Source organism: Micromonospora lupini str. Lupac 08 (assembly GCF_000297395.2).
Classification (GTDB): Bacteria; Actinomycetota; Actinomycetes; order Mycobacteriales; family Micromonosporaceae; genus Micromonospora; species Micromonospora lupini.
The window spans coordinates 376504-399279 of sequence record NZ_HF570108.1 but is presented as its reverse complement, the minus strand read 5'-3'; the positions used below and the strand labels follow the sequence as shown (position 1 = coordinate 399279).

Below are 22776 nucleotides of genomic sequence, written 5' to 3'. Positions count from 1 at the left end.
GGTCCCACTAGTGGGATCGATCTATCGCCGGCCCTCACCCCCGTTGGGCCGGTTCCCTCACACCGGAGGTACCACGTGCGCAAAGTCGCAGTGGGTCTGCTCGGGCTCTCACTGACGGCGACAGGCCTGGCTTTCGGCCCGTCCGCCTCGGCGGCGCCTCAGCCCAAACTGCCGGCAGCAGCTTCGTCTGCCGCCGAACCGCAGGCACTGAAGGACGAACTTCCCGACAAGCTCGAGGACAAGCGCCGCGAACTGCGGGAGCAGGGTCTCAGCGACGTGTTGAGTGGGCGCAGCAAGCCGATTCAGCGCAACGGCAGCACGGTCGTCAAGGTTGGCCAGGTCGGCAAGACGGCCACCAACGCCAACGCCCGGACCGCCGGCGCTCCGGCAACCCAGGACCAGTACGTCGAGCTTCAGCGTGAGCGGACCGACAAGATCTTCGTGATCCTGGCCGAGTTCGGGGACCAGCGGCACCCGTCCTACCCGGACAAGGACACGGACCCGAACATCGCCGGTCCGACGACCTTCAGCGGGCCGCTGCACAACAAGATCCCGCAGCCCAACCGGGCCGTGGACAACTCCACCATCTGGCAGCCGGACTTCAGCCCGGACCACTTCCGCCAGCTGTACTTCGGCACCAACCCGGGCGACGAGTCGCTGAAGCAGTACTACGAGGCCCAGTCCTCCGGGCGGTACACGGTCGACGGCCAGGTCACCGACTGGGTCAAGGTCCCGTACAACGAGGCCCGCTACGGTCGTTCCGACGACCCGAAGGCCGACGACGACCCGACCGGCGACCCCGCCGTCTGTGGCGACAACGTCTGCTCGAACACCTGGGCCCTGATCCGCGACGCCGCCAACCAGTGGGTCGCCGACCAGAAGGCCAAGGGCCGGACGGACGCCCAGATCGCCGAGGAGATGCGGTCCTACGACCAGTGGGACCGGTTCGACTACGACGGTGACGGCGACTTCAACGAGTCGGACGGCTACATCGACCACTTCCAGATCGTCCACTCCGGCGGCGACCAGGCCGACGGTGACCCGCAGCAGGGCGAGGACGCCATCTGGAGCCACCGTTGGTCGGCCTTCAACAGCTCCCCGGTGGGTCCGCCGAACTTCCCGATCGGTGGCACCCAGATCGGCAACACCGGCGTCTGGATCCGCGACTACACGATCCAGCCGGAAAACGGTGGCCGCAGCGTCTTCTACCACGAGTACGGCCACGACCTGGGCCTGCCGGACGACTACGGCCCCGCGGACAACAACAACGAGCACTGGACCCTGATGGCCCAGAGCCGGCTCGGCGCGAAGAACGACCCGGCGATCGGCGACCGGGGCGGCGACCTCGGTGCGTGGAACAAGCTCCAGCTCGGCTGGCTCGACTACGAGGTCGTGGTCGCGGGCCAGAAGCGCACGCTGCCGCTCGGCCCGCAGGAGTACAACTCCGCCAAGGCGCAGGCCGCGGTGGTGGTGCTTCCGCAGCGGGAGTACACGTTCAACTACGGCCCTCCGTTCGAGGGCTCGAAGCAGTACTTCTCCGGTAACGAGGACGACCTCGACAGCAAGATGACGAGGACGTTCGACCTCACCGGCAAGTCCGCCGCGGCGCTGTCGCTGAAGGGCAAGTACAGCATCGAGGAGAACTACGACTACCTGTACTTCGAGGCGTCCACGGACGGCGGCCAGACCTGGTCCGACCTGGACGGCACCGTCAACGGTGAGCCGATCGGCGTCGACGGCGCGGGCCGCCCGGCCCTCGACGGCACCAGCAACGGCGCATGGGCGGACATCAACATCCCGCTCACCTCGGTCGCCGGCAAGGTGGCGCAGATCCGCCTGCACTACGTCACCGACGGTGGCGTCTCCGAGGGCGGCTTCTTCGGTGACGCGATCACCGTGACCGCCGACGGCCAGACCGTGTTCAGCGATGGCGCCGAGACCGACGCCGGCTGGACCCTCGAGAAGTTCGAGGTGGTCGGTGCGACCTACACCCGGCTGTTCGACAACTACTACATCGCCGGTAACCGGTCGTACGTCTCGTACGACAAGTACCTGAAGACGGGCCCGTACTTCTTCGGTTACTCGAACACCCGCCCGGACTACGTGGACCACTACGCGTACCAGGAGGGCCTGCTCATCTCGTACTGGAACACCCGGTTCTCCGACAACAACACCGCGCCGTACGACCCGGTCAACAACCCGGGTGGTCACCCGGGTGAGGGTCGGAACCTGTACATCGACGCGCACCCGCGCCCGATCTACAACCTGACCGGCGCTCCGTGGCGCGCCCGGGTCCAGGTGTACGACGCACCGTTCAGCCTCAAGAAGGCCGACTCGTTCACCCTGCACCTCAACAGCCAGCCGCAGTACATCCGCGGCCAGGATGCGGAGCCCGTGTTCAACGACACCAAGAAGTACTTCTACGAGGAGCTGCCGAACCACGGCGTCAAGCTCCCCGCGACCGGTGTCAAGATCCAGGTTCTGGAGCAGGACGGCACCTCGATGAAGATCAAGATCAGCTGACCACTGATCCCGCACCACCCAGCGACGCCCGGGCAGGCCACCTGCCCGGGCGTCGCCCTTTGTGCCACCGGCCCGGGGAACCGTCCGACCTGCCGGAACGTCCCATCACCGTGCTCCTCACCCCACGCACCACCCGAACGGCAGCGGGTCTCGCCGCGCTCGTCCTGCTGACTCTGACCGCGTGCGCCGCCCAGGAACCCACCGACACCACGGCCGCCGACACCACCGCGTCCGACACGGCCGGGTCCGACACCTCGACGACGTCCGGCGCCGCGACGACGTCCGGCGCCGCGACCGCGGAGGCGCCCGAACCGGCCGTCACCCCGGCCGATCCCGCGTCCCCGGTGCTCCCGCCCGGCCGCGCCACCCCGCCGCCCCTGTCGCGCACCGTTCCGCCGACGATCCCCGCCGTGCCGAAGCCACCAAAGCCGACGGACCCGACCGACGTACGGGCCTCCAACCTGGTCATCGGCCACATCACCCGGGGCGGATCCGGCCCCTGCTACGGGCTCGTCTCCGAGGACGGCGTCGAGTACGCCCTGCACGGCATCGGTTACGGCAAACTGACCGAGGGCAGCTTCGTCACCCTGCGGATCAGCACGCGCTCGTCCGAGGTCGACTGCGGCCCGGGCGTTCGCGCCAGCATCGTCACCCGCTGACTCTGCCGACCGGCAACCCGCGCGCCGCTGGGTGACAACCCGGGCTTCTCCCTGTTCAACGCGACCACCAGGGCCGCCCGGGGCAAGCGGGTCCTAGGCTGTCTGCCATGACCGACCAGCGCGGCGGAGTCGTCGACGAGTCCTGCGTCCTCACCGAGGGGCCGTGGACGCACCGTTTCGTCGGCGCCAACGGCACCCGGTTCCACGTGGTCGAGGCCGGCACCGGACCGATGGTGCTCTTCCTGCACGGCTTCCCCGAGCACTGGTGGGCCTGGAACCAGATGCTCCCGGCGGTCGCCGACGCCGGCTTCCGCGCGGTCGCCGTGGACCTGCGCGGTTACGGCGCCAGCGACAAACCACCCCGGGGGTACGACGGCTACACCCTCGCCGCCGACATCGCCGGCCTGATCCGGGCCCTCGGCGAACGGTCGGCGACGCTTGTCGGCAGCGGCGTCGGCGGCATGGTGGCCTGGACTGTCGCATCGTTCCACCCCGCCCTCGTCCGCCGGCTGGTGGTGCTCGGAGCGCCCCACCCACTGCGCCTGCGCGCCGCCATCTTCGCCGACCCGCGCGGGCAGTTCGCCGCCTCCACCCCGGCGCTGAAGTTCCAGCTCCCCCGCTACGAGCACGTGCTCACCAGGGACGGCGGCGCGGCCGTCGAGGAGATCCTGCGCCGCTGGGCCGGGCCGCGCTGGGCGGCCAGTCCGGGCTTCGAGGCGTACGCCGAGCGGTGCCGGGAGGCGATGCGCATCCCGCAGGCCGCCTTCTGCGCGTTGGAGGGCTACCGCTGGGCCTTCCGCTCGGTGCTGCGGCTGCACGGCTACCGGTTCGTCCGCCTCATGCAGAAGCCGCTGGTCACCCCGACGCTCCAACTGCACGGCGCACAGGACGTCGCCGCCCTGCCACGGACCGCCCTGGGGTCCGGCCGGTACGTCGTGGCTCCGTACGAGTGGCGCCTGCTCGACGGGGTGGGGCACTTCCCCCACCTGGAAGCCCCCGAGCTGGTGCTCGGCGAGATCCTGCGCTGGGCCAAGTCCTGACCGGCCGTGTTCGGGCAGACGGCGACGGCGCTCGTCAGACCCGCTGCTCCCGAAGGTCGGTGACCTCGGCGGCCGGCGCCCAGCCCTGGTAGACGCCGAAGTCGAAGACCTCCAGCCGCATCGCCTCGGCCACCGGCCAACGACCGCCCGTGTACTCCACGCGCAGCCAGGCGTCGTGCTTGCCGAGCACGATGAACGGCTGCCCCTGCCACGTGCAGGTGGTCCGCACGTACGCCAGGTCCTCGATCTCGCTCGCCGGCAGCACCCGCACGTACCGGCCCGGGCGGACCTCCTCGAAGCCCTCACCCGGCTCCGGCTGGTAGAGCCTGATGTCGTCGCCGCCCGGGCTCGCCTGGTACTCCCGGCCCTGCCAACGCGCCACGTAACCGTCGCGCATCACGCCTCCCCGACCCGTCGCCAGACCACCGCGTCGGTGTCGAGCACCGCGACCACCCGCTCGGTGCCGTCCCCGCCGATGCGCCAGAGCTGCGCGCCGTGCGGGAGGCGGGCGCTATCCACCTTGAACTCCGCCACCACGTCACTGCTCTCGCCCGGGGCGAAGCCGTTGCCCCGAAACGGCGGGCGCTCGATGACCCAGCCCTCCATGGCCCGCATCGCCGGCTCGTTCTGGCCGCCGTACGGAATCCGGTAGAGGCTGGGGCGGTGCGCCGGCCAGCGCAGCACGTAGATCTCCTCGGCGTCCCGCACGAACGGCGAACCCGGGTAGCTGAGACCCAGCGCGTCGTGCAGCTCGGCCGGCGTGGTCAGGTGTGCCAACTCGCCGGCCCGGTGCACGAAACCGGAGACCCGGTCGTACCCCCGCTCCAGGTAGTACGCGAGCTGACTGGGCGCTATCGCCTTCTGCATCACCGTCGGTCGGGCCGGATCGACCGCCGCCGGGGCGTACCGGGTGCGGGCCGCGGGTTCCGCCTCGACCGCCGGCTCCTGCGGGTCGACCTCCAGGTCGTCACCGAGCCCCACCTCGGCGGCCCAGTTGGCCAACGCGACGATCTGGTCGCCGGGCAGCTTCGCGCCGACGGGCGTGCCCGGGTTGACGGCGAACGACCAGTCCTCGTCGGGCCAGCGCCGGATCAGCTGGGCGAACTTCACCCGGACCGTGTCGACGTCACCCTCGACGTGGTCGGCGAGGCGCTCCGGCGACGTGTAGACCACCACGTACGTCTCGCCGTCGAGCTGTGCGGTACGCCAGACGAAGCCCGGGTCGCCCGGACGGCTGCCGCGCACCGAATCCGCTGCCGCCGGCAGCAGGACCCGGGCCAGCAGCAGGGTGGACAGGAACGTGTCCGTGCTGCCGGCGCCGGCAGCGCCGAGCAGGTCCTCCTCGACCGTGTTGGCCGGCTCGAACTGCACCGGCGTCGGCTCGTCGACGAGCGCCGGCTGGCCGTCCGCTCCCGCGCCTTCACCGGTCGCGCCGGTGTCGGGAAGATCGGCCAGCGGTACCCGGTCAGCCTCGCTCAGGCCGTCACCGATGTCGGTGCGCAGTGGGTCACCACCATCCGGGCCGCCGTCCGCCGGGCCGAACAGGCCCGCGCCGGTGCCCGTGTCGTCGAGGAGTCCCGCGCCGGTGCCTGCCGAGTCGCGCAGGCCCGCGCCGGTATCCGTGGCGTCGCGCGGGCCCGCGCCGGTGTCCGCCGGTTCGAACAGACCGGCGCCGGACGACGCGGGGTGGAAGGACGTCGGCGCGCCGAACGGATCCGGGCTGGGAGCGGAGGGCCCGGAACCCGACGGCCCGGAACCCGAGGGGCCGGGCATCGACGGGCCGGGGACAGTGGCGTCGGGCTCGGTCGGGCCGAACGCGGGCGGGGCGGCCGGGCCGAACGCCGATGGGGCAGCGGGGGTCGGACCGAACGCCGACGGGGCGGCGGGGGTCGGACCGAACGCCGACGGAGCGGCCGTGGTCGGGCCGGGTCGCCGTGGCGCGTCGAACGGGGGGCCGACCTCGCTCGGGTCGAGGAGATCCCGGGACTCGATGATGGTGCCCTCGATGACGATGGGCGTGAAGCCGCGACGCGGGGCGGGCGGGCCGGAAACCGGCTCCGCGACCGACGGCGACAGCTCCTCCAGCGGCTCGAAGCGCTGCCGGTCACCGGGCCGGCCACGCGGGATCGGCTGGGTCTCGTCCGCCGAGGGAACGGACCGTCCGGCGCGGGACGGTGACGGCTCACCTCCGGCTGGGCCGGGCACCCGGAACGCGTGGGTGGGTTCCTCGGCCAGCGGGTTGGGCCGTCGCGGCGGCAGAGGCTGGGTGGCCTCGTCGTCGGTCGCGGGCGCTCGTACCACCCGGGGCGCGCCCAGGTCGCCGGCCGGTGGCCGCAGCGGCCGGGTGGCGTCCGGCATCGGGAAGGCCGGGCCCGGGCTGTCGCCGCCCGGCGCGTCCGCCGGACGGCGGCGCGGGAAGGGCTGGCTGCCCCGCCCGAACCGGGACGGCGGCACCGCGCGGTCGCCCGACCGGCCATCGGTGGAGACCGGGCCGGACGCCCGACCGGACGTGGGTTCGAAGAAGGAACGCCTCCCGCCCGGGGCGCTGCCGTCACCGGCTGCCGGGCCGTCGCCGTCGCTGGCCGGGCGGCTCGCGGAGGGCCGGCCGGCGCGTGGACCCGGCTGGTCTGCGCGTGGACCCGGCTGGCCCGAGCGTGGGCCCGGCTGGTCGGCCGGGGCGACCTGGGTGCGATCGGTGGAGGCCAGCGGCACGTACCGGGATGCGCCGGTGCGACTCGCGCCCGGCACGGGACCGACACCGGGACGGGCCGGTCGGGGCGGGGCGGCCGGCTGCCGCTGACCGGCGGCGGGCAGGTCCTCCGAGCCGGGCCGGCGCGACAGTTCGCCGGGGCTGGGCGACCGGGTCGGGACGCCTGGGGCCGGGGACGTACCCGCGGTCGTCGGCGCGGGTCGTCCCGAAGGTGTCGGGTCCGACACGGGCGGCGGGGGTGGCACGAAACCGGTGGTGGGCGAGGAGTCCCGGCCGGTCGTACCCGCTCTCGACCGGGCCAGCGTCTCGGCCCGCTCCAGCCGGGCGCGGGCGCCCATGGCACGGCCCGGCAGCCGGACGTCACCACGGGAGAGCTGGGACACGAACCAGGCGGGTAGGTAGCCCTCGACCGGCAACCCGGGGTTGACCGCGAGCCACCACTCGTGATTGGGCCAGCCGAGGGCGAGGTCGGTGAACGGAACGCGCCGGTTGGTGCCGCCGTGCTCACCGAGGCAGGCCCGCAGCGCCGCAGCGGAGGTGAAGGCCAGCACGTGGGTCCGGCCACCTGTGGTCCAGGTGCCCCAGCCGGCGGACGCCTGACCGGACGGCGCCGGCGTGGAAACCGGCAACAACAGATCGGTGCGGGACAAAAGCCGGAAGTAGAGCTCCTGGTCGTTGGCGCGCAGCGCGTCCCGCATCGCCACCTCGGCCTCCGTGGCCGGCTCCCATTCGGTCACGGCCACCTCTCCTTCCGAGAACAGGCCACAGGTATCGCGTACAACCTACAAGGTGGTATCAAGATCACAATGGCTGGCCGGTGGCGGTCCGCCGGGGCGGCGGCGAGGCGATAACATCCCGTTCCGGAGCCGACACGATACGGAGGCTGTCGATGTCCCGGTCGATCGTGCGCCCCGTCCTGGCAGGTCTGGCGGCCGCCCTGCTGACCGCTGCGACCGGGCCGGCCGTCGCGGCCAGCGCCGGGCGCCGGATGGCCCCGGCCTGCGCGACCCCGCTGGCGCCCGTCCGGCCGGTCGAGGCCACACCCTGGCCCCAGCAGCGGTACGACCCGGCGCGGCTCACGCCGCTGACCACCGGGGCCGGGGTGACGGTCGCGGTGGTCGACTCGGGAGTCGACCGGGCGCACCCCCAGTTGACCGGACGGGTGCTGGCCGGCACCGATCTGCTCGACCCGGGTGGGGACGGCAGCCGGGACTGCGCCGGGCACGGCACCGGCGTGGCGAGCATCATCGCGGCGGCGCCCCGGCCCGGTGTCGCCTTCCACGGCCTGGCCCCGGAAGCCCGGATCCTGCCGGTACGCGTGAGTGAGCAGCAGGTGGTGCAGGGCCGGGAGTCGGGGCGCACGGTCAGCGCCGACGAGTTCGCCAGCGCCATCCGCTGGGCCGTCGACCACGAGGCCGACGTGGTGAACCTCTCCGTGGTGCTGTACGCCGACGACCCGGAGGTGCGCTCCGCCGTGCGGTACGCCGTCGAACGGGACGTGGTGCTGGTGGCCGCCGTGGGCAACCTGCACGACAGCGGCGACCCGCGCCCGTTCCCGGCCGCGTACGACGGGGTGCTCGGGGTGGGGGCGATCGGGGCGGACGGGGCACGGGCGACCTTCTCCCAGACCGGCTCGTACGTCGATCTGGTCGCACCGGGCAGCGCGGTGCTGGTCGCCGCGCCGGCGCAGGGTCACCAGCAGGTCGAGGGCACCAGTTACGCGGTGCCGTTCGTGGCCGCCACCGCGGCGCTGCTGCGCGCGTACCGACCCGAGTTGACAGCCGCCGAGGTGGTGGAGCGGATCGTCGCCACTGTCGATCCGGCGCCCGGCACGGGACACGGCGGCGGATACGGCGCCGGCGTGCTGAACCCCTACCGGGCGGTCACCGAGACCGGCGGCGGCCGACCGACCGCCCCGCGGCCGGTTGCCGCACTCGCCGACGACCGGCCCGATCCGGCGGTGCTCGCCCGCCAGGCCCGCCGCGCGACCGCCCGGGACCGTGCCCTGGTGGCCGGTGGGGTGATCGGCGTGACGGCGGTGGCCGTGGTGTTGCTCGCCGTCGTGCTGCCCCGCGGCGCGCGCCGGCGTTGGCGACCGGCCGAGCCAGCCTGACCCGACCCCGCCGCCCGGGCACCCCTCGTCGGAGGGCGGCCGGGGCGCTGACGCGGGCACGGTCAGCGCTCCCGGCCCACCGGCGTCACTGGAACAGCCCGGTGTTCTTCTTCTCCGTGTCCAGATAGTCGGCCGCGGAGTCGTCCACCGCCAACTTGATGGCGCGCAGCATCGCCTGCAGGTCCTGCGAGGCGGACCGCCACCGCGCCTGGCGCTGCTCGTACGCCTGTCGGGCGTCGCCCTCCCAGGCCGACACCAGCGGCGCGGCGTCGCGTTCGAGTTGGCCGAGCTGCGAGTCGAGCGTGTTCAGCGCCCGTTGAATGTCCGCGCCGGCCTGTTGCAGCGCGGCGAAGTTGACGACCAGCACACCGTTGTCCATCGGAACTCCCTCCCGGCGGGTCAGAGCGGCAGTTGGATGCCGCCGCGGTTGGTGCCGGCCACCCGGCTGGCCGCCTCGTCGTCCGAGACGTCGTACTGTCGGCCGGCGGTGCGGATGGCCCCGGCGGTCTCCCGCAGGGCCCGGTGCAACGCCGCCTGATCCTGTGACCACTGCCGCTTGACCTGCTCGAACGACCGCCCGCCGGCGCCGCGCCAGGCCTGCTGCAACACCTCCAGCTCGGCCAGCAGGCCGGTAAGCATGGACTGCAACGACTGGTCCACCTGCTCGAACTTCGCGGCGGTATGCCGCATCACCGCCGCTTCTGCCTGGGTCTGGGACACCCGAACATCACCTCGTCTCCTCGGTCGTGCCTGGCCGGCTGTGCGCCCACCGTGGGAGCGCACCGATCGCGTGGCCCGGTCGACGAGCAAGGGAGGACGCGGGTCAGCGATGAACTTCGTGGCTGACGGTAGCGGCCTGGTAGCCGTTCTGCTACCCCGCGCGTCTCCCCTGTGGACAACCACGGCAGCTGTGGACAACCACTGCAGCCATCGGTCGCTTACGATGTGCGGCAGCCACGTCGCGGCGCGTGACGGGCATTCCAGGGCGGTCGGCCGCCCGGCACGTCCACACTGGTCGAGGAGGCGCGGTGTCGCCGATCACCACCGGAGGCCCGCAGCCGGCGAGCCGGCCCGGTCGGGGCCCGGCCCCGGCCGACAACGTCGCGACAGCCGGGCCGGTCGCCTTAGCCGTCACCGGCACAATCACGTCTGTCGGCACCGCGCCGGACGTCGACGGCGGAGCAACCGCGACCGCCGCCCTCAGCACCGCGCCGGTCGCCCTCGGGCTGGGCGCGACCCGCGACGGCGTACCCGCTCGGCGATCTCGCGGCCGGTGGGCCGCGTCCGTTCGGCGAAGCGTGGGGATGCGCGCTGGTCAACTGGTCGCCGGGCAGGTCGCCGTCGCGGTCGTCCTCGCCGCGCTGGGCCGCGGCACACCTGTCACCGTCGCCGCGCTGCTGGTGGCGGCGCTCCTCGTGGCGGTCGCCGGCGTCCGGGTCCGCGGCCGGTGGCTCTTCGAGTGGCTGGGCACCGCCGCCGGGCATGCGACCCGACGTCGTGCGCTGGGCGAGCAGGCCGGCCCGGCCGAGTTGCTCGACCTGGTCGCACCCGGTGCCGTGGTCCACTCGACGGAGCTGCCCGGGGGACCGGCGGCGGTGCTGGAGGACACGGCCGGCATGGTGGTGCTCCTGGAGCTCGGCGATCCGGGCGACCTGCTCGGCGACGCGTCCCGGGCGATCCCCGCGCCGGCCGCGCTGCTGCCGACGCCCGGTCCGGACGTCCCGCCGCTGCGGATCCAACTGCTCCTCAGCGGAACGCCGGCACCCGTCCCGACGGCGGGTGGCACCGTCGGAACGTCGTACCGGCAGCTCACCGACGGACGGCTCACCGGACGGGAGCGGGCGGTGCTGGCGGTCCGGGTGCTGCGGGCGGACGGGTGGACGCCCGAGGCCCTGCGGCGGGCGCTCGCCGGCACGGTACGCCGGATCGTTCGGCGTCTCGGGCCGCTGACCGCCCGGCCGCTCGGCGTGCCGGCGGCACTGCGCGTGCTGGGCGAGCTGGCCCACCACGACGGCCAGCCGGTGCGGGAGTCGTGGCCGCTGCTCCGCTCGGGCGCTCTCGTCCAGGCCACGTTCCGCCTGGTGGACTGGCCGCAGGCCGGCGCCCCGGCCGCGCGGCGGCTGGTGCCCCGGCTGCTCGCGCTGCCGGCGACCGCGACGACGGTGTCGCTCTGCGTGGGGCCGGCGCCGGCCGGCGACACCGGGGCCGCGCCAACCGAGATGGCCGTACGCCTGGCCGCCGCGTCGACCGCCGAGCTGACCGTGGCCGTCGACGCGCTCGGCAAACTGGTCAGTGGCGCGGGCGGGGCGCTGCGCAGACTCGACGGCGCGCACCTCACCGGGCTGGCGGGCACGCTGCCGCTGGCGCTGGCCACCGTCGGGGCGCATCCGACGGTGGCGCTGGACGACTGGGAGCTGACCCTGGGCGAGGCGGGGATGATGGTCGGCACCAACCGGCACGGCGGCGCGGTCACCGTGCGGTTCTTCCGGCCGGAGAGCACCCGTGTGCTGCTGGTGGGCGGGGTGCGCGCCGCGCAGTTGGTGGCGCTGCGCGCGATGGCCCTGGGTGCGCTGGTGGTGGTGCAGACGGCACGACCCCGTGCCTGGGAGCCGTTCGTGCGAGGGGTCGGCGCTCCGGGCGGGACGATCCCGCTGATCCCGCCGGGCCGGCCGGTCGCCGAGTCGGTGGGCACCGCGCTCCAGCCGTTGCTGCTGGTGGTCGACGCCGGGCCGATGCCGGCCGAGACCGAGCCGGGTCCGGCGTGGCGGGCCACTCTCGTGGTGCGCGACGAGCTGACCCCGGCCGATGTGGACGCGTTGAGCCGCGCCGACCTGGCGGTCCTGCAACCGTTGCACGCGGCCGAGGCCGCGCTTGCCGGCGCGGCGTTGGGGCTGGGCGGGTCGGCCGACTGGCTCACCCGGATCCGGGACGACATGGTGGCGGTGGTGAACCGCCGGGCCCTGCGGTGGGCGCTGCTCTCCCCCACCCCGATCGAGGCCCAGCTGATCGGCCGGCCGGCGCGCGGCTGAGCCGGCGGAGGGCGCCGACCCGGGTCACGCTGTCCTGGATGGTCAACTGGTGGGTTACGCCGATGAGTGGTCCGTGGCACGATCCCGGCCATGGGTTTTCTGAAGGGGTTGCTGATTCGGCTGGCCACCACGGCGCTGGCCTTCTGGTTGGCCACGCTGCTCATTCCGGGCATCGACCTGGAGTCGACCTCGGCCGTGCAGACGGTCACCACGCTGATCCTGGTGGCGGTGATCTTCGGTGTCGTCAACGCGGTGCTCCAGCCGGTCATCAAGACCGTCGGCTGCGGCTTCTACCTGCTCACGCTGGGTCTCATCGCGCTTGTGGTGAACGGGCTGCTGTTCCTGCTCACCAGCTGGATCGCCGACCAGGCCGGGCTGCCGTTCTCGGTGGACGGCTTCTGGCCGGCCGCTGTGCTCGGCGCCCTGTTCGTGAGCATCGTGACCTGGATCCTCGGCGCCGTTCTCGACCGGGACTGAGTGGCGACCGACCTCACCGATCCGCACCGCCCGGCCTCCGATGGGCCGGGCGGTCCGGTGACCGGAGTTCGGGAATTGGCCGGTCGGCGAACCGGTCGGGCTGGTTAGCCTCGCAGACGTGTTCTCGCTGACCCGCGCCGACGGCCACCTGATCTGCACCGATCCCGCCCGGCTCGACCTGGACCGGATACACCACTGGTTGTCCACCGACGCGTACTGGGCGCTGGGGCGTGACCGGGAGACGGTCGTGCGGGCGTTCGCCGGGTCGCTTCCGTTCGGCGTCTACCGACCCGGGGACGGCCGCCAGGTGGCGGTGGCCCGGGTGGTCACCGACGGCGCCACCTTCGCCTGGCTCTGCGACGTGTACGTCGACCGGGCCTCCCGGGGCGTCGGGCTGGGCGGCTGGCTGGCCGGCACCGTCCGCGACCACCTGGCCGAGCTGGGCGTACGCCGGATCCTGCTGGCCACCAACGACGCGCACGAGGTGTACGCGCGGGTCGGCTTCACCCCGTTGGACGTTCCCCAGCGGTGGATGCAGCTCGACCGGCGGCCATCGGTGACGCCGATCACCGGAAAGGAACAAAGCGGAGGTTCACCCCTTACGGTGGAGGCGTGACGCCACTCCGCCTGGGATACCTCTACGGCATCGGCGCGTACCTGCTCTGGGGTTTCTTTCCGCTCTACTTCAAGCTGCTGCGACCCACCGGCCCGCTGGAGATCCTGGCCCACCGGATCGTCTGGTCGGTGCTCTTCGTGGCCCTGCTGCTCGGCGCGCTGCGCAACGTCGGCTTCCTGCGGGCGCTGCTGCGCCGGCGCTGGGCGGTCGCCGGGATCGTCGCCGCCGCCGCGCTCATCGCCGTCAACTGGGGCACCTACATCTACGGGGTCAGCTCCAACCGGGTGGTGGAGACCGCGCTCGGCTACTTCATCAACCCCCTCGTGGTGGTGCTGCTCGGGGTGACGGTGCTGCGCGAACGGCTGCGCCCGGCGCAGTGGGTGGCGCTGGGCATCGGCGGGTCGGCAGTCGCGGTGCTCGCCGTCGACTACGGCCGGCTGCCCTGGCTGGCCCTGACCCTGGCGTTCAGCTTCGCCGGCTACGGCCTGATCAAGAAGCGGCTCGGACTGCCGGCGGCCGAGGGGCTCTTCGTCGAGTCGGCGGTGCTGGCGCTGCCCGCGCTGGGCTATCTCGCCTGGCTGAGCCGACACGCCGGATTGACCTTCGGGCACGTCTCGGCCGGTCACACCGCGCTGCTGGTGCTGGCCGGCGCGGCCACCGCGATCCCGCTGCTGCTCTTCGCCGGGGCCGCCAACCGGCTACCGCTGACCGGCCTCGGCATGATCCAGTACCTGGCGCCGATCCTCCAGCTCGCCTGCGGCGTGCTGATCTTCCACGAGCCGATGCCGCCGGCCCGCCTCGCCGGCTTCGCGCTGGTCTGGCTGGCCCTGATCGTCTTCACCGCCGACGCCGTCAACCAGTCCCGCCGCACCCGCGCACACACCCGCGCCACCGCCACCGAGGCGCCCGTCCCCACCCCCTGACCCCGCGCAGGGTCGGAGGCGGGAGCGTCACGGGACCGCGTACGTCAGCAGGGGTGTGCCGTCGGATCGTTGGAGTTCCACGCTTACCAGCTCGGCGTCGGTGAAGCGGGTGACGCCGGTGAAGCTGAGATCGTCGCCGGGGGCCGCCAGCCAGGAGCCGATCTGCTCGCTGCTGCCGTTCGGACCGTGCGCCACCAGCCGGAACGGGTACGCCTTGCCGTAGCTCGTCCGCGCGTCGTACCCGCAGTGCATGGTCACCTCGGTGCCCCACTTGCTGCCGGCCAACCCGATCTCGGCGTGCACCGGCCCGGTGGTGGCCACCGGCCGCATGGCGACCATCGACACCTGCGGGCCGGGGCGCGTGCCCTGGGCCCCCGGGGTGACCGGCGGGGCGGCCGGCCGGGGCAGCACCGCTGCCGTGCCGACGCCCACCACCAGGGCGAGCGCGGCGGCGGCGACCGTGGTCAGGGCGTACCGCCGACGGGTCGCGGCGCGCTCGCGGCGCCGGCGGCTGCGGGCCTCCTCGAGCAGCGCGGGCACCCGAGGTGGGGACGGCGGCGGCAGGAACTGCTCCAGACCCGCCGGGTCGAGGCGGCCGAGCAGTCCGGGTAGGACGGCGATCTCGGCGACCGCGTCCCGGCAGGAGGCGCAGCCGGCGAGGTGCCTCTCGTAGGCCGCCCGCTCGGCGGGGGCCAGGGCGCCCAGCACGTACGCGCCGTCGTCGTGCGCGAACTCGCACCTGGTCATCCCGTCACCCCCATCTCGGCCAGGACCAACCGTAGTGAGCGCAGGGCGTAGTGGGTGCGCGACTTCACCGTGCCCGGCGGTACGCCCAGCCTCGACGCCGCCTCGGCCACCGACCGCCCCTGGTAGAAACACTCGATCAGCACCTCGCGGTGGGTGGGGCTGAGCCGGTTCAACGCCTCGGCGACTGTCCACGCCTCCACCGCGCGCTCCGCCTCGTCGACCACCTCGGGTGGCTCGGGCAGCTCGTCGGTGAACACCTCACCGACCCGCGTGGACCGTCGCCGCCAGGCGTCGATGGCCAGGTTACGGGCGGTGGTGAACAGCCAGGCGCGTACGGAGCCGCGTCGCGGGTCGAGGGACTCGGGGTGCCGCCAGGCCCGCAGCAGCGTCTCCTGCACCAGGTCCTCGGCCCGCTGCCGGTCGCCGTTGACCAGCCGCAGGGCGTGTGCGTACAGCGCCTCCGCGTGCTCGTCGTGCAGCGCCCGCAGCAGTTGGGCGTCATGGTCGCTGATGGCGGTCTCCTCACTTCCGGCGCGCGTCCGGCGGTGTGTCCGCTCGGGAATACGTGCGGTGACGCCCAACGGTTCAGCCCGAGGTCAGGCCGGTTGCGCCGGCGGCGCGTCCGGGCAGGTGTTCACGCCTGGTTCACACTGCGGCCGACGACCGCTCACCACGTCCTCCTAGCGTCCGGCTGGTACGCCGCCTGTCGTGCCACCGACTTTCCTGGAGGCCACTCCCATGAGCGACCGTCCCCGGCTGCTCCCCCTGTTGACCGGCAACCGTCACGGCACCCGTGACGCCATGACCTGTCTGTACCGCTGCGGCAACGCCTGTGACCACCCCGTCCCGAACACGTCCGACAACGCGTACTTCGGGGACGTGGTGAACGCGGAGGTCTCCCGGCGCGGCGTGGTCCGGGCCGGCGCGGTCGGCGCCCTGGTCCTCGGCTTCGGTGGCGCGGCGGCCGGCGCGCTGGCCGGCGCGGCCCCCGCCGCCGCGGCGCCCACCACCCCGGACGTGCCGGAGGGGTTCGGCTTCGGCCGCCCCGGCACCGGCGTCGGCAGCGGCGCGCTGACCTTCAAGCCGATCCCGCCGAACAAGCTGGACACCCTGGTCGTGCCGAACGGCTACGACCACGCCGTGGTGATCAAGTGGGGCGACCCGGTGCTGCCGGGCGCGCCGGAGTTCAATCTGCACCACCAGACCGCGGCCGCCCAGTCGAAGCAGTTCGGCTACAACAACGACTTCGTCGGCGTGCTGCCGCTGGACAAGCAGGGCAGGCGCGCGCTGCTCGTGGTCAACCACGAGTACACGAACGAGGACCTGATGTTCCCCGCCTTCCCCGGCCTGGACGCGCTCTCGGCGGAGCAACTGCGCACGGCCATGGCGGCGCACGGCATGTCCGTGGTCGAGTTGGAGCGGGTCGCCGGCACCGGGCAGTGGAAGCCCGTGGACAACGGCCGACGGCCGTACAACCGGCGGGTCACCGCCCTGAGCACCAAGTTCGATCTGACCGGCCCGGCCGCGGGCTCGGCCTGGCTGAAGACCGCCGCCGACCCGAAGGGCCGTACGGTCGTCGGCACGCTCAACAACTGCTCCGGTGGCGTGACGCCGTGGGGGACCGTGCTCTCCGGCGAGGAGAACTTCAACCAGTACTTCGTCGGCGCGGACGCCGCTCCGGCCGACCTCAAGCCGAAGCTGGACCGCTACGGCATCACCACCGCCTCCCGTTACCCCAGCGGCAGCCGCAAGTGGGAGCGCGCCGACGAGCGCTTCGACCTCGCCAAGCACCCCAACGAGGCGCACCGGTTCGGCTGGATCGTCGAGATCGACCCGTTCGACCCGGAGAGCCGCCCGCGCAAGCACACGGCGATGGGCCGCCTCAAGCACGAGGGCGCGAACGTCATCGTCGCCAGGGACGGGCACGTGGTCGCGTACATGGGCGACGACGAGCGGTTCGACTACCTCTACAAGTTCGTCTCGGACAAGAAGTTCCTGAAGGGCAACTCCTGGGCCGCCCGCAAGCACAACCTCACCCTGCTGGAGTCCGGCACGCTCTACGTCGCGCAGCTCGACCAGACCAGCGCCGCCGAGATCGACGGCACGGGCAAGCTTCCCGCCGACGGCGCGTTCAACGGCCGGGGGCGTTGGATCAAGCTGGTCAGCGGCAACCGCTCGTTCGTCGACGGGATGACCGCGGCGGACGTGCTCACCTTCACCCGGCTCGCCGGCGACAAGGTCGGCGCGACCAAGATGGACCGGCCCGAGGACGTCGAGCCGAGCCACCTCACCGGCAAGGTGTACGTGGCGCTCACCAACAACACCGACCGCGGCAAGGCCGGCAAGGCGGCGGCCGACGAGGCAAACCCGCGCAACGCCAACAAGCACGGGCAGATCCTGGAGCTGGTCGAGGACCGCAACGACAACACCGCGGAGACCTTCGCCTGGTCGCTGCCGATCGTCTGTGGCGACCCGACCGACCCGTCGACCTTCTTCGCCGGGTACGACAAGGCCACTGTCTCCCCGATCTCCTGCCCCGACAACGTCGCCTTCGACGCCACGGGCAACCTGTGGATCTCCACCGACGGCAACGCGCTGGGCAGCAACGACGGTCTCTTCGCGACGGCGGTGGAGGGCCCGGAGCGGGGTCACCTCAAGCAGTTCCTCACCGTGCCGATCGGCGCCGAGACCTGCGGCCCGTTCATCACCGGCGACAACCGCTCGGTCTTCGTCGCCGTCCAGCACCCGGGTGAGATCACCGGTGCGTCGGTGGAGAACCCGGCCTCGAACTGGCCGGACGGCGACTACGCCAAGCCGGGCGTGGTGGTCACCTGGCGTCTCGACGGCGGCCCCGTGGGCAGCTGACGGCACCCCGGACGGTTCGCTGACGTCCACCCCCGGCGGTCCGGCGCTGGACCGCCCCGAGAGGCCCTCTCCCAGCCCGGGAGAGGGCCTCTCGGCGTCCAGCGGGTCCAGGGCGTGTGGCAACCGGCCTGCGGCGGGACGCCTCGGCTCGACCGAGGCTCTGACACACGCCCTAGTGGTCGGAGGCGATGCCGTCGGCGACCGTCCGGGCGACGGTGAGCAGCTTGGCCCGGACGACCCGCGCGGAGGTCATCATCTCGCTCGCCGGCAGGGCGCAGGCCAGCACGACCCGACGTTCCATGTCCTTGTCCGGCGTGACGAGCACCGCCGCGCAGGCCACGCCCTGACGGAACTGGCCCAGCTCCAGTTGCATCCCGCGCCGGTCGCCGGCGGCCAGGTCGGCCTCGAACGCCTCGGTGGTGGTGAGCGTGGCGGTGGTGAACGGGCGCATGCCGTACTCACGCAGGTAGCGGAAACGCTGCTCGGTCGTGAGGGTGGCGAGCAGGGACTTGCCGAGGGCTGTCGCGTGCGCCCCCTCGTCGAAGCCGGGGACCAGGTCCTCCAGGTAGGGCGAGCGGTGCCCCTCGGCCACCGCGGTGATGGCGACCTGACCGCCGACGAAGCGGCCCAGGTAGTGGCTGTAACCCGTGTCCAGGGCGGCCCGGCGCAGCGTCTCACCGACCACGGGCGGGCCTCGGAACGCGGTCACCAGCTCGCGGTAGCGGTCGGCCACCTCCAGCCCCACGATGTACGTGCCGTCCTCCCGACGGATCACGTAACCCTCGTACGCGAGCGTGCGGACCAGGTGGTAGGTGGTGGCCACGGTCAGCTCGCACCGGCGGGCGATCTGCTTGACGGTCAGGCCCTTCGGGGCGCGACCGACCGACTCGAGCACCCGCAGTGCTCGGGAGACGCTGCGGATCAGGTCCGAAGGTTCTGCCAAGGGGTCGCGCACAACCACCTCCGCCGCCGGGGACTTACACCATATGAAAAACAGGCCGGGTGCGAAATGCCTGTTCGGGTCGAGGATGCCAGATCACCATCCACTCCTCGTAGGCCACCGGTCACCAGGAGTGGTCCGAGCCGGACTCGCGTAGGTTTGCCGGACGATGACCGACACCGCCCTCACCCCCACCGAAGACCGCACCCGGACCCGCCCGATCCGGGCCAGCGCCGGTGCCGTCGCCACCACCGTGGCCTGCGTGCTGCCCGTCTTCCTCCTCGGCGGCCTCGCCGTGCAGATGGGAGCCGACCTCGGGTTCTCCCCCGCCGGGCTGGGCCTGGCCGTGTCCGTCTACTTCGGTGTGAGCGCGCTGGCCTCGGTGCCCTCCGGCCGGCTCGTCGAGCGGTACGGGCCGGCCGTGGTGGCCCGCAGCGGCATCGTGCTGGCCTCCGGGTCGATGCTGGCCGTGGCGGCGTTCGCCCGCTCGTACGGGGTGCTGCTCGCTCTGCTGGCGCTCAGCGCCGCCGCGAACGCCCTCGGCCAACTGGCGAGCAACGCCGCGCTGGCCCAGCACGTGCCACCCCATCGGCAGGGGCTGTCGTTCGGTGTCAAGCAGGCGGCCATTCCGGTCTCCACCCTGCTGGCCGGCGCGGCGGTGCCCACGATCGCGCTCACCGCCGGCTGGCGCTGGGCGTTCGTGGCCGCGGCCGTCGCGGCGCTGACGACGCTGCCGGCCGTACCCCGCCAGGTGCCCGGTCAGGGCCGACGGGCCGACGCGACGCGCGCGGGCCGGGCCACGACGGCCCTGGTGGTGATCGGCGCGGCGGCGACGTTGGCGGCGAGCGCGGCCAACGCGCTGGGCACCTTCCTGGTGGACTCGGCCGCCGCCCGGGGTCTCTCGCCGGGCCTGGCCGGCCTCACCCTGACCCTGGGCAGCGCGGTCTGCGTGGCCGCCCGGGTGGGCGCCGGCGGGCTGGCCGACCGGCGGGCCGGCGGTCACGTCGCGCTCATCGCCGCGATGCTTGTGGTCGGGGCGGCCGGGCTCGGTCTGCTGGCGGTGGCCGGCCCGGTGCCGCTGGTGGCGGGCGTGGTGCTCGGCTTCGGCCTGGGCTGGGCGTGGCCGGGCCTCATGAACTTCGCGGTGGTCCGGCTGCATCCGCAGGCCCCGGCCGCCGCCACCTCGATCACACAGACGGGGGTGTACGCGGGTGGCTGCCTCGGCCCGTTGAGCCTCGGCCCGCTCGCCGCGCACGTCGGCTACCCGGCGATGTGGGCCACGGCCTCGGTGGCGATGCTGCTCGCCGCCGCCCTCATGCTGGTGGGCAGCCGCCTGCTGACCGCCGCGCCCCGCCCCTGACCCGCCCGACGGGGTGCGTCAGCTGGTGCGGTCGGCGATGTAGTCGCAGAGCGACTCCAGGGCCCGGCGTGACGGGCTCGCGGGGAGCGGGGCCAGGCGCGCGCGGGCGTCCTCGGCGTAGCTGCGCACGGTCTCCCGGGCGCGCTTGAGCGCCGGGCTCTCCCGCAGCAGCCCCAGGGCCTCGGCGTGCAGCGCGTCGTCGGTCAACGGGCCGGTCGCCAGGATCTCCCGTAGCCGCACCGACGAGGCGTCGGAGTCGTCGGCCGCGCGGGCGTAGAGCACCGGCAGCGTCGGGACACCCTCGCGCAGGTCCGTGCCGGGAGTCTTGCCCGACTGCACCGACTCGGACGCGATGTCCAGCAGGTCGTCGGTGAGCTGGAACGCGACGCCGATGGTCTCGCCGTACCCGGCGAGGGCCTCGATCTGCTCGGCGGGGGCGCCACCGAACATGCCGCCGAACCGGATCGACGTGGCGATCAGCGATCCGGTCTTCTCGGCGATCACGCTCAGGTAGTGCGCGACCGGGTCCTCCCCGGCGCGCGGCCCCACCGTCTCGGCGATCTGCCCGTGCACCAGGCGGGCGAAGGTGCGCGCCTGCAACCGGACGGCCTCGGGGCCCAGGTCGGCCGCGATGTCCGCGGCGCGGGCGAAGAGGTAGTCGCCGACCAGGATGGCGACGGAGTTGGTCCAGCGCGAGTTGGCGCTCGGGGCGCCCCGCCGCACGGCTGCTTCGTCCATCACGTCGTCGTGGTAGAGGGTGGCCAGGTGGGTGAGCTCCATCACCACTGCCGCCGGGACCACCTGCGCGCCCGACGGATCGCCGAACTGGGCGCCGAGCGCCACCAGCAGCGGCCGGAACCGCTTCCCGCCGGCCTCCAGGAGGTGGCGGGCCGCCTCCGAGACGAACGGGTCGGCGCTTGCCACACTGTCGCGCAGCTCGATCTCGACCGCGTCCAGCAGCCCCAGCACGGACGCCTCGACGCGGGGATCGGCGAGATGGAGGCCGAGCGCGCCGAACTGACTCGTGCTCGCCCGGCCCCGGCGACCGCCGGAACCGGTGGCACCTGAACGCTCGCCAGCCGGAATCACCACACCATCAACCATGCCACACCCGTTCGACCTGCTCCGGGTCGGGGATACGCAGCGGGGGCCGGCACGCGGTCACGCGCCGGCCCCCGGTGTCCGAGGTACGTCTCACCGCACGAATTCGGCGGCTCCGGTAGCCAGGTCGAGCAGTGGATCGGGGGCGACACCCAGCGCCAGGGTGGCCAGCACGCCGATCATCAGCGCGGCGGAGGTCAGGCCGCCCGGCACGGTGACCGTCGGCGTGGACTCGCCCGGCTCGGACAGCCACATCATCACCACGACCCGCAGGTACGGGAACGCCAGCACCATGCTGGTCAGCACACCCGCGATGACGAGCCAGGCCTGGCCGCCCTCCAGCGCCGGCCCGAAGACCGCGAACTTGCTGGTGAAGCCGCTGGTCAGCGGGATACCGGCGAACGCCAGCAGGATGAACGTGAACAGACCTGCGTAGAACGGCGAGCGCCGACCCAGACCGGCCCAGCGGGACAGGTGGGTGGCCTCACCGTCGGCGTCGCGCACCAGGGTCACCACCGCGAACGCGGCAAGCACCGAGAAGCCGTACGCGACCAGGTAGAACATCGTGCCGGACAGCCCGTCGCGGCTCGGCGCCAGCACACCGACCAGCAGATAGCCGGCGTTGGCGATCGAGGAGTACGCGAGCAGCCGCTTGATGTCCGTCTGGGTGACCGCGAGCACCGCGCCGACAAGCATGGTCAGCACCGCCACCGCACCGAGCACCGGCGTGAAGTCCCAGCCCCCGCCCTCGAACGCGACGTGGAAGACGCGCAGCAGCGCGCCGAACGCGGCGACCTTGGTGCAGGCGGCCATGAAGCCGGTGACCGGGGTCGGCGCGCCCTGGTAGACGTCCGGCGTCCACACGTGGAACGGGGCCGCGGCGGCCTTGAAGAGCAGACCGATGGCGAGCAGCGCCATGCCGGCGAAGAGCAGCACCGGGCTGGCCGGCGACTCGGACACCGCAGCGTTGATGGTGGCGAAGTCGACCCCGGCCGAACGGCCCGGGACGCCTGCGGTGAAGCCGTAGATCAGGGCCACGCCGAACAGGAAGAACGCCGAGGCGTACGCGCCGAGCAGGAAGTACTTCATCGCCGCCTCCTGGCTCAGCAGACGCCGGCGGCGAGCCAGCGCGCAGAGCAGGTAGAGCGGCAGGGAGAAGACCTCAAGCGCGATGAACATGGTCAGCAGGTCGTTGGCCGCCACGAAGATGAGCATGCCGCCGATCGCGAACGTGACAAGCGGGTACACCTCGGTGAGCCCGTTGCGCCCCTCGGCCTGCTTGCGGTCGTCGGCCGACTCGGCGGTCACCGCGGCCTGGGCGACGAACGCGCCGCCCCGCTCGACGGTCCGGTCACCGATCAGCAGCAGCGCCATCGCGGCCAGCACCAGGATGGCGCCCTGGAGGAAGAGCGTCGGCCCGTCCACCGCGATGGACTGACCGGCCGTGACGAGCCGGTCGTCGGCGTTGAGGACCACCATGGTCAGCGCGGCGAGGACGGCCAGCAGCGCCACCGTCAGCTGCACCACGTGCCGCGTGCGCCGGGGCACGAACGCCTCGACAAGCACACCGAGCAACGCGGTGCCCAGCATGATCATGATCGGGGCGAGCGCCGCGTAGTCGAGCGACGGCAATTTCAACTCGGTCACTGTGCCGGCCTTTCGTTCACGACTGC

General features: G+C 73.0%; 19 protein-coding genes. 10 read left to right on the top strand and 9 right to left on the bottom strand.

The annotated features are described in order from the left end of the window. The first annotated feature begins 90 nt into the window (after positions 1-90). The 3 genes from MILUP08_RS03080 (at position 91) to MILUP08_RS03070 (ending at position 4222) form a co-directional block, all read left to right on the top strand. Positions 91-2523 carry an immune inhibitor A domain-containing protein gene (locus tag MILUP08_RS03080; RefSeq protein WP_039905267.1) on the top strand — a complete coding sequence of 811 codons (2433 nt, stop codon included), beginning with the start codon at positions 91-93 and terminating at the stop codon, positions 2521-2523. Between the two features lie 110 nt (positions 2524-2633). Next, complete coding sequence (locus MILUP08_RS36505) at positions 2634-3182, top strand: hypothetical protein (protein ID WP_237747024.1); 549 nt, start codon at positions 2634-2636, stop codon at positions 3180-3182. Between the two features lie 107 nt (positions 3183-3289). Further along, entirely contained in the window at positions 3290-4222 is a 933-nt protein-coding gene (locus MILUP08_RS03070; RefSeq protein ID WP_007454631.1) for an alpha/beta fold hydrolase, read from the top strand. A 34-nt stretch (positions 4223-4256) separates the two neighbouring features. Here MILUP08_RS03070 and MILUP08_RS03065 read toward each other — a convergent pair whose 3' ends face one another. Together MILUP08_RS03065 and MILUP08_RS03060 are read right to left on the bottom strand one after the other, a co-directional pair. After that, a complete protein-coding gene (locus MILUP08_RS03065) occupies positions 4257-4622 on the bottom strand; it encodes a hypothetical protein (RefSeq protein ID WP_039905265.1) in 366 nt (121 codons plus the stop codon). Next, positions 4619-7669, bottom strand: coding sequence for an SseB family protein (locus tag MILUP08_RS03060; protein ID WP_007454627.1), 3051 nt, complete (start codon positions 7667-7669; stop codon positions 4619-4621). The genes MILUP08_RS03065 and MILUP08_RS03060 overlap by 4 nt, the downstream gene beginning before the upstream one ends. A gap of 152 nt (positions 7670-7821) precedes the next feature. On the opposite strand from MILUP08_RS03060, the gene mycP reads away from it, so the two are divergent. Then, positions 7822-9045 carry a type VII secretion-associated serine protease mycosin gene (gene mycP, locus MILUP08_RS03055; protein WP_007454626.1) on the top strand — a complete coding sequence of 408 codons (1224 nt, stop codon included), beginning with the start codon at positions 7822-7824 and terminating at the stop codon, positions 9043-9045. An 85-nt stretch (positions 9046-9130) separates the two neighbouring features. On the opposite strand, the gene MILUP08_RS03050 is transcribed toward mycP, so the two are convergent. Then, a complete protein-coding gene (locus MILUP08_RS03050; protein ID WP_007454624.1) occupies positions 9131-9424 on the bottom strand; it encodes a WXG100 family type VII secretion target in 294 nt (97 codons plus the stop codon). Positions 9425-9444: 20 nt separating this feature from the next. Next, positions 9445-9765, bottom strand: coding sequence for a WXG100 family type VII secretion target (locus tag MILUP08_RS03045; RefSeq protein ID WP_007454622.1), 321 nt, complete (start codon positions 9763-9765; stop codon positions 9445-9447). A gap of 308 nt (positions 9766-10073) precedes the next feature. On the opposite strand from MILUP08_RS03045, the gene eccE reads away from it, so the two are divergent. The 4 genes from eccE (at position 10074) to rarD (ending at position 14090) form a co-directional block, all read left to right on the top strand. Further along, positions 10074-12074, top strand: coding sequence for a type VII secretion protein EccE (eccE, locus tag MILUP08_RS03040; RefSeq protein ID WP_007454620.1), 2001 nt, complete (start codon positions 10074-10076; stop codon positions 12072-12074). Positions 12075-12164: 90 nt separating this feature from the next. Next, entirely contained in the window at positions 12165-12551 is a 387-nt protein-coding gene (locus MILUP08_RS03035; protein WP_007454618.1) for a phage holin family protein, read from the top strand. 118 nt (positions 12552-12669) lie between these two features. Then, the gene (locus tag MILUP08_RS03030) at positions 12670-13167 is read left to right on the top strand and encodes a GNAT family N-acetyltransferase (RefSeq protein WP_007454616.1); all 498 of its coding nucleotides are present in this window, start codon (positions 12670-12672) and stop codon (positions 13165-13167) included. Next, on the top strand, positions 13164-14090 hold the full coding sequence (gene rarD, locus MILUP08_RS03025) for an EamA family transporter RarD (protein ID WP_007454615.1): 927 nt from the start codon (positions 13164-13166) through the stop codon (positions 14088-14090). Before MILUP08_RS03030 ends, rarD begins: the two co-directional genes overlap by 4 nt. Before the next feature lie 27 nt (positions 14091-14117). Here rarD and MILUP08_RS03020 read toward each other — a convergent pair whose 3' ends face one another. Together MILUP08_RS03020 and MILUP08_RS03015 are read right to left on the bottom strand one after the other, a co-directional pair. Further along, positions 14118-14837: an anti-sigma factor family protein gene (locus tag MILUP08_RS03020; RefSeq protein WP_007454613.1), complete on the bottom strand. Its 720-nt coding sequence runs from the start codon at positions 14835-14837 to the stop codon at positions 14118-14120. Further along, entirely contained in the window at positions 14834-15349 is a 516-nt protein-coding gene (locus tag MILUP08_RS03015; RefSeq protein WP_083915957.1) for a sigma-70 family RNA polymerase sigma factor, read from the bottom strand. The genes MILUP08_RS03020 and MILUP08_RS03015 overlap by 4 nt, the downstream gene beginning before the upstream one ends. A 226-nt stretch (positions 15350-15575) precedes the next feature. On the opposite strand from MILUP08_RS03015, the gene MILUP08_RS03010 reads away from it, so the two are divergent. Beyond that, positions 15576-17702 carry a PhoX family protein gene (locus MILUP08_RS03010; protein WP_007454609.1) on the top strand — a complete coding sequence of 709 codons (2127 nt, stop codon included), beginning with the start codon at positions 15576-15578 and terminating at the stop codon, positions 17700-17702. Positions 17703-17874: 172 nt separating this feature from the next. On the opposite strand, the gene MILUP08_RS03005 is transcribed toward MILUP08_RS03010, so the two are convergent. Further along, positions 17875-18657, bottom strand: a complete 783-nt coding sequence (locus MILUP08_RS03005) for an IclR family transcriptional regulator (RefSeq protein WP_007454607.1) — start codon at positions 18655-18657, stop codon at positions 17875-17877. Between the two features lie 154 nt (positions 18658-18811). Here MILUP08_RS03005 and MILUP08_RS03000 point away from each other — a divergent pair, with 154 nt between their 5' ends. Continuing rightward, a complete protein-coding gene (locus MILUP08_RS03000) occupies positions 18812-20002 on the top strand; it encodes an MFS transporter (RefSeq protein WP_007454606.1) in 1191 nt (396 codons plus the stop codon). Positions 20003-20020: 18 nt separating this feature from the next. Here the strand turns inward: MILUP08_RS03000 and MILUP08_RS02995 are convergent, their stop codons facing one another. Beyond that, positions 20021-21106, bottom strand: coding sequence for a polyprenyl synthetase family protein (locus tag MILUP08_RS02995; protein ID WP_039905261.1), 1086 nt, complete (start codon positions 21104-21106; stop codon positions 20021-20023). A 90-nt stretch (positions 21107-21196) separates the two neighbouring features. Then, positions 21197-22750 carry an NADH-quinone oxidoreductase subunit NuoN gene (gene nuoN, locus MILUP08_RS02990; RefSeq protein ID WP_007454604.1) on the bottom strand — a complete coding sequence of 518 codons (1554 nt, stop codon included), beginning with the start codon at positions 22748-22750 and terminating at the stop codon, positions 21197-21199. Between the last annotated feature and the right edge of the window lie 26 nt (positions 22751-22776).

Excerpts from the sequence above, each read along its gene's own strand:
- MILUP08_RS03070 (WP_007454631.1), top strand. The coding sequence starts at position 3,290 with ATGACCGACCAGCGCGGCGGAGTCGTCGACGAGTCCTGCGTCCTCACC.
- MILUP08_RS03010 (WP_007454609.1), top strand. The coding sequence starts at position 15,576 with ATGAGCGACCGTCCCCGGCTGCTCCCCCTGTTGACCGGCAACCGTCAC.
- MILUP08_RS03035 (WP_007454618.1), top strand. The coding sequence starts at position 12,165 with ATGGGTTTTCTGAAGGGGTTGCTGATTCGGCTGGCCACCACGGCGCTG.
- mycP (WP_007454626.1), top strand. The coding sequence starts at position 7,822 with ATGTCCCGGTCGATCGTGCGCCCCGTCCTGGCAGGTCTGGCGGCCGCC.
- MILUP08_RS03000 (WP_007454606.1), top strand. The coding sequence starts at position 18,812 with ATGACCGACACCGCCCTCACCCCCACCGAAGACCGCACCCGGACCCGC.
- MILUP08_RS03020 (WP_007454613.1), bottom strand. The coding sequence starts at position 14,837 with ATGACCAGGTGCGAGTTCGCGCACGACGACGGCGCGTACGTGCTGGGC.
- MILUP08_RS02995 (WP_039905261.1), bottom strand. The coding sequence starts at position 21,106 with ATGGTTGATGGTGTGGTGATTCCGGCTGGCGAGCGTTCAGGTGCCACC.
- MILUP08_RS03050 (WP_007454624.1), bottom strand. The coding sequence starts at position 9,424 with ATGGACAACGGTGTGCTGGTCGTCAACTTCGCCGCGCTGCAACAGGCC.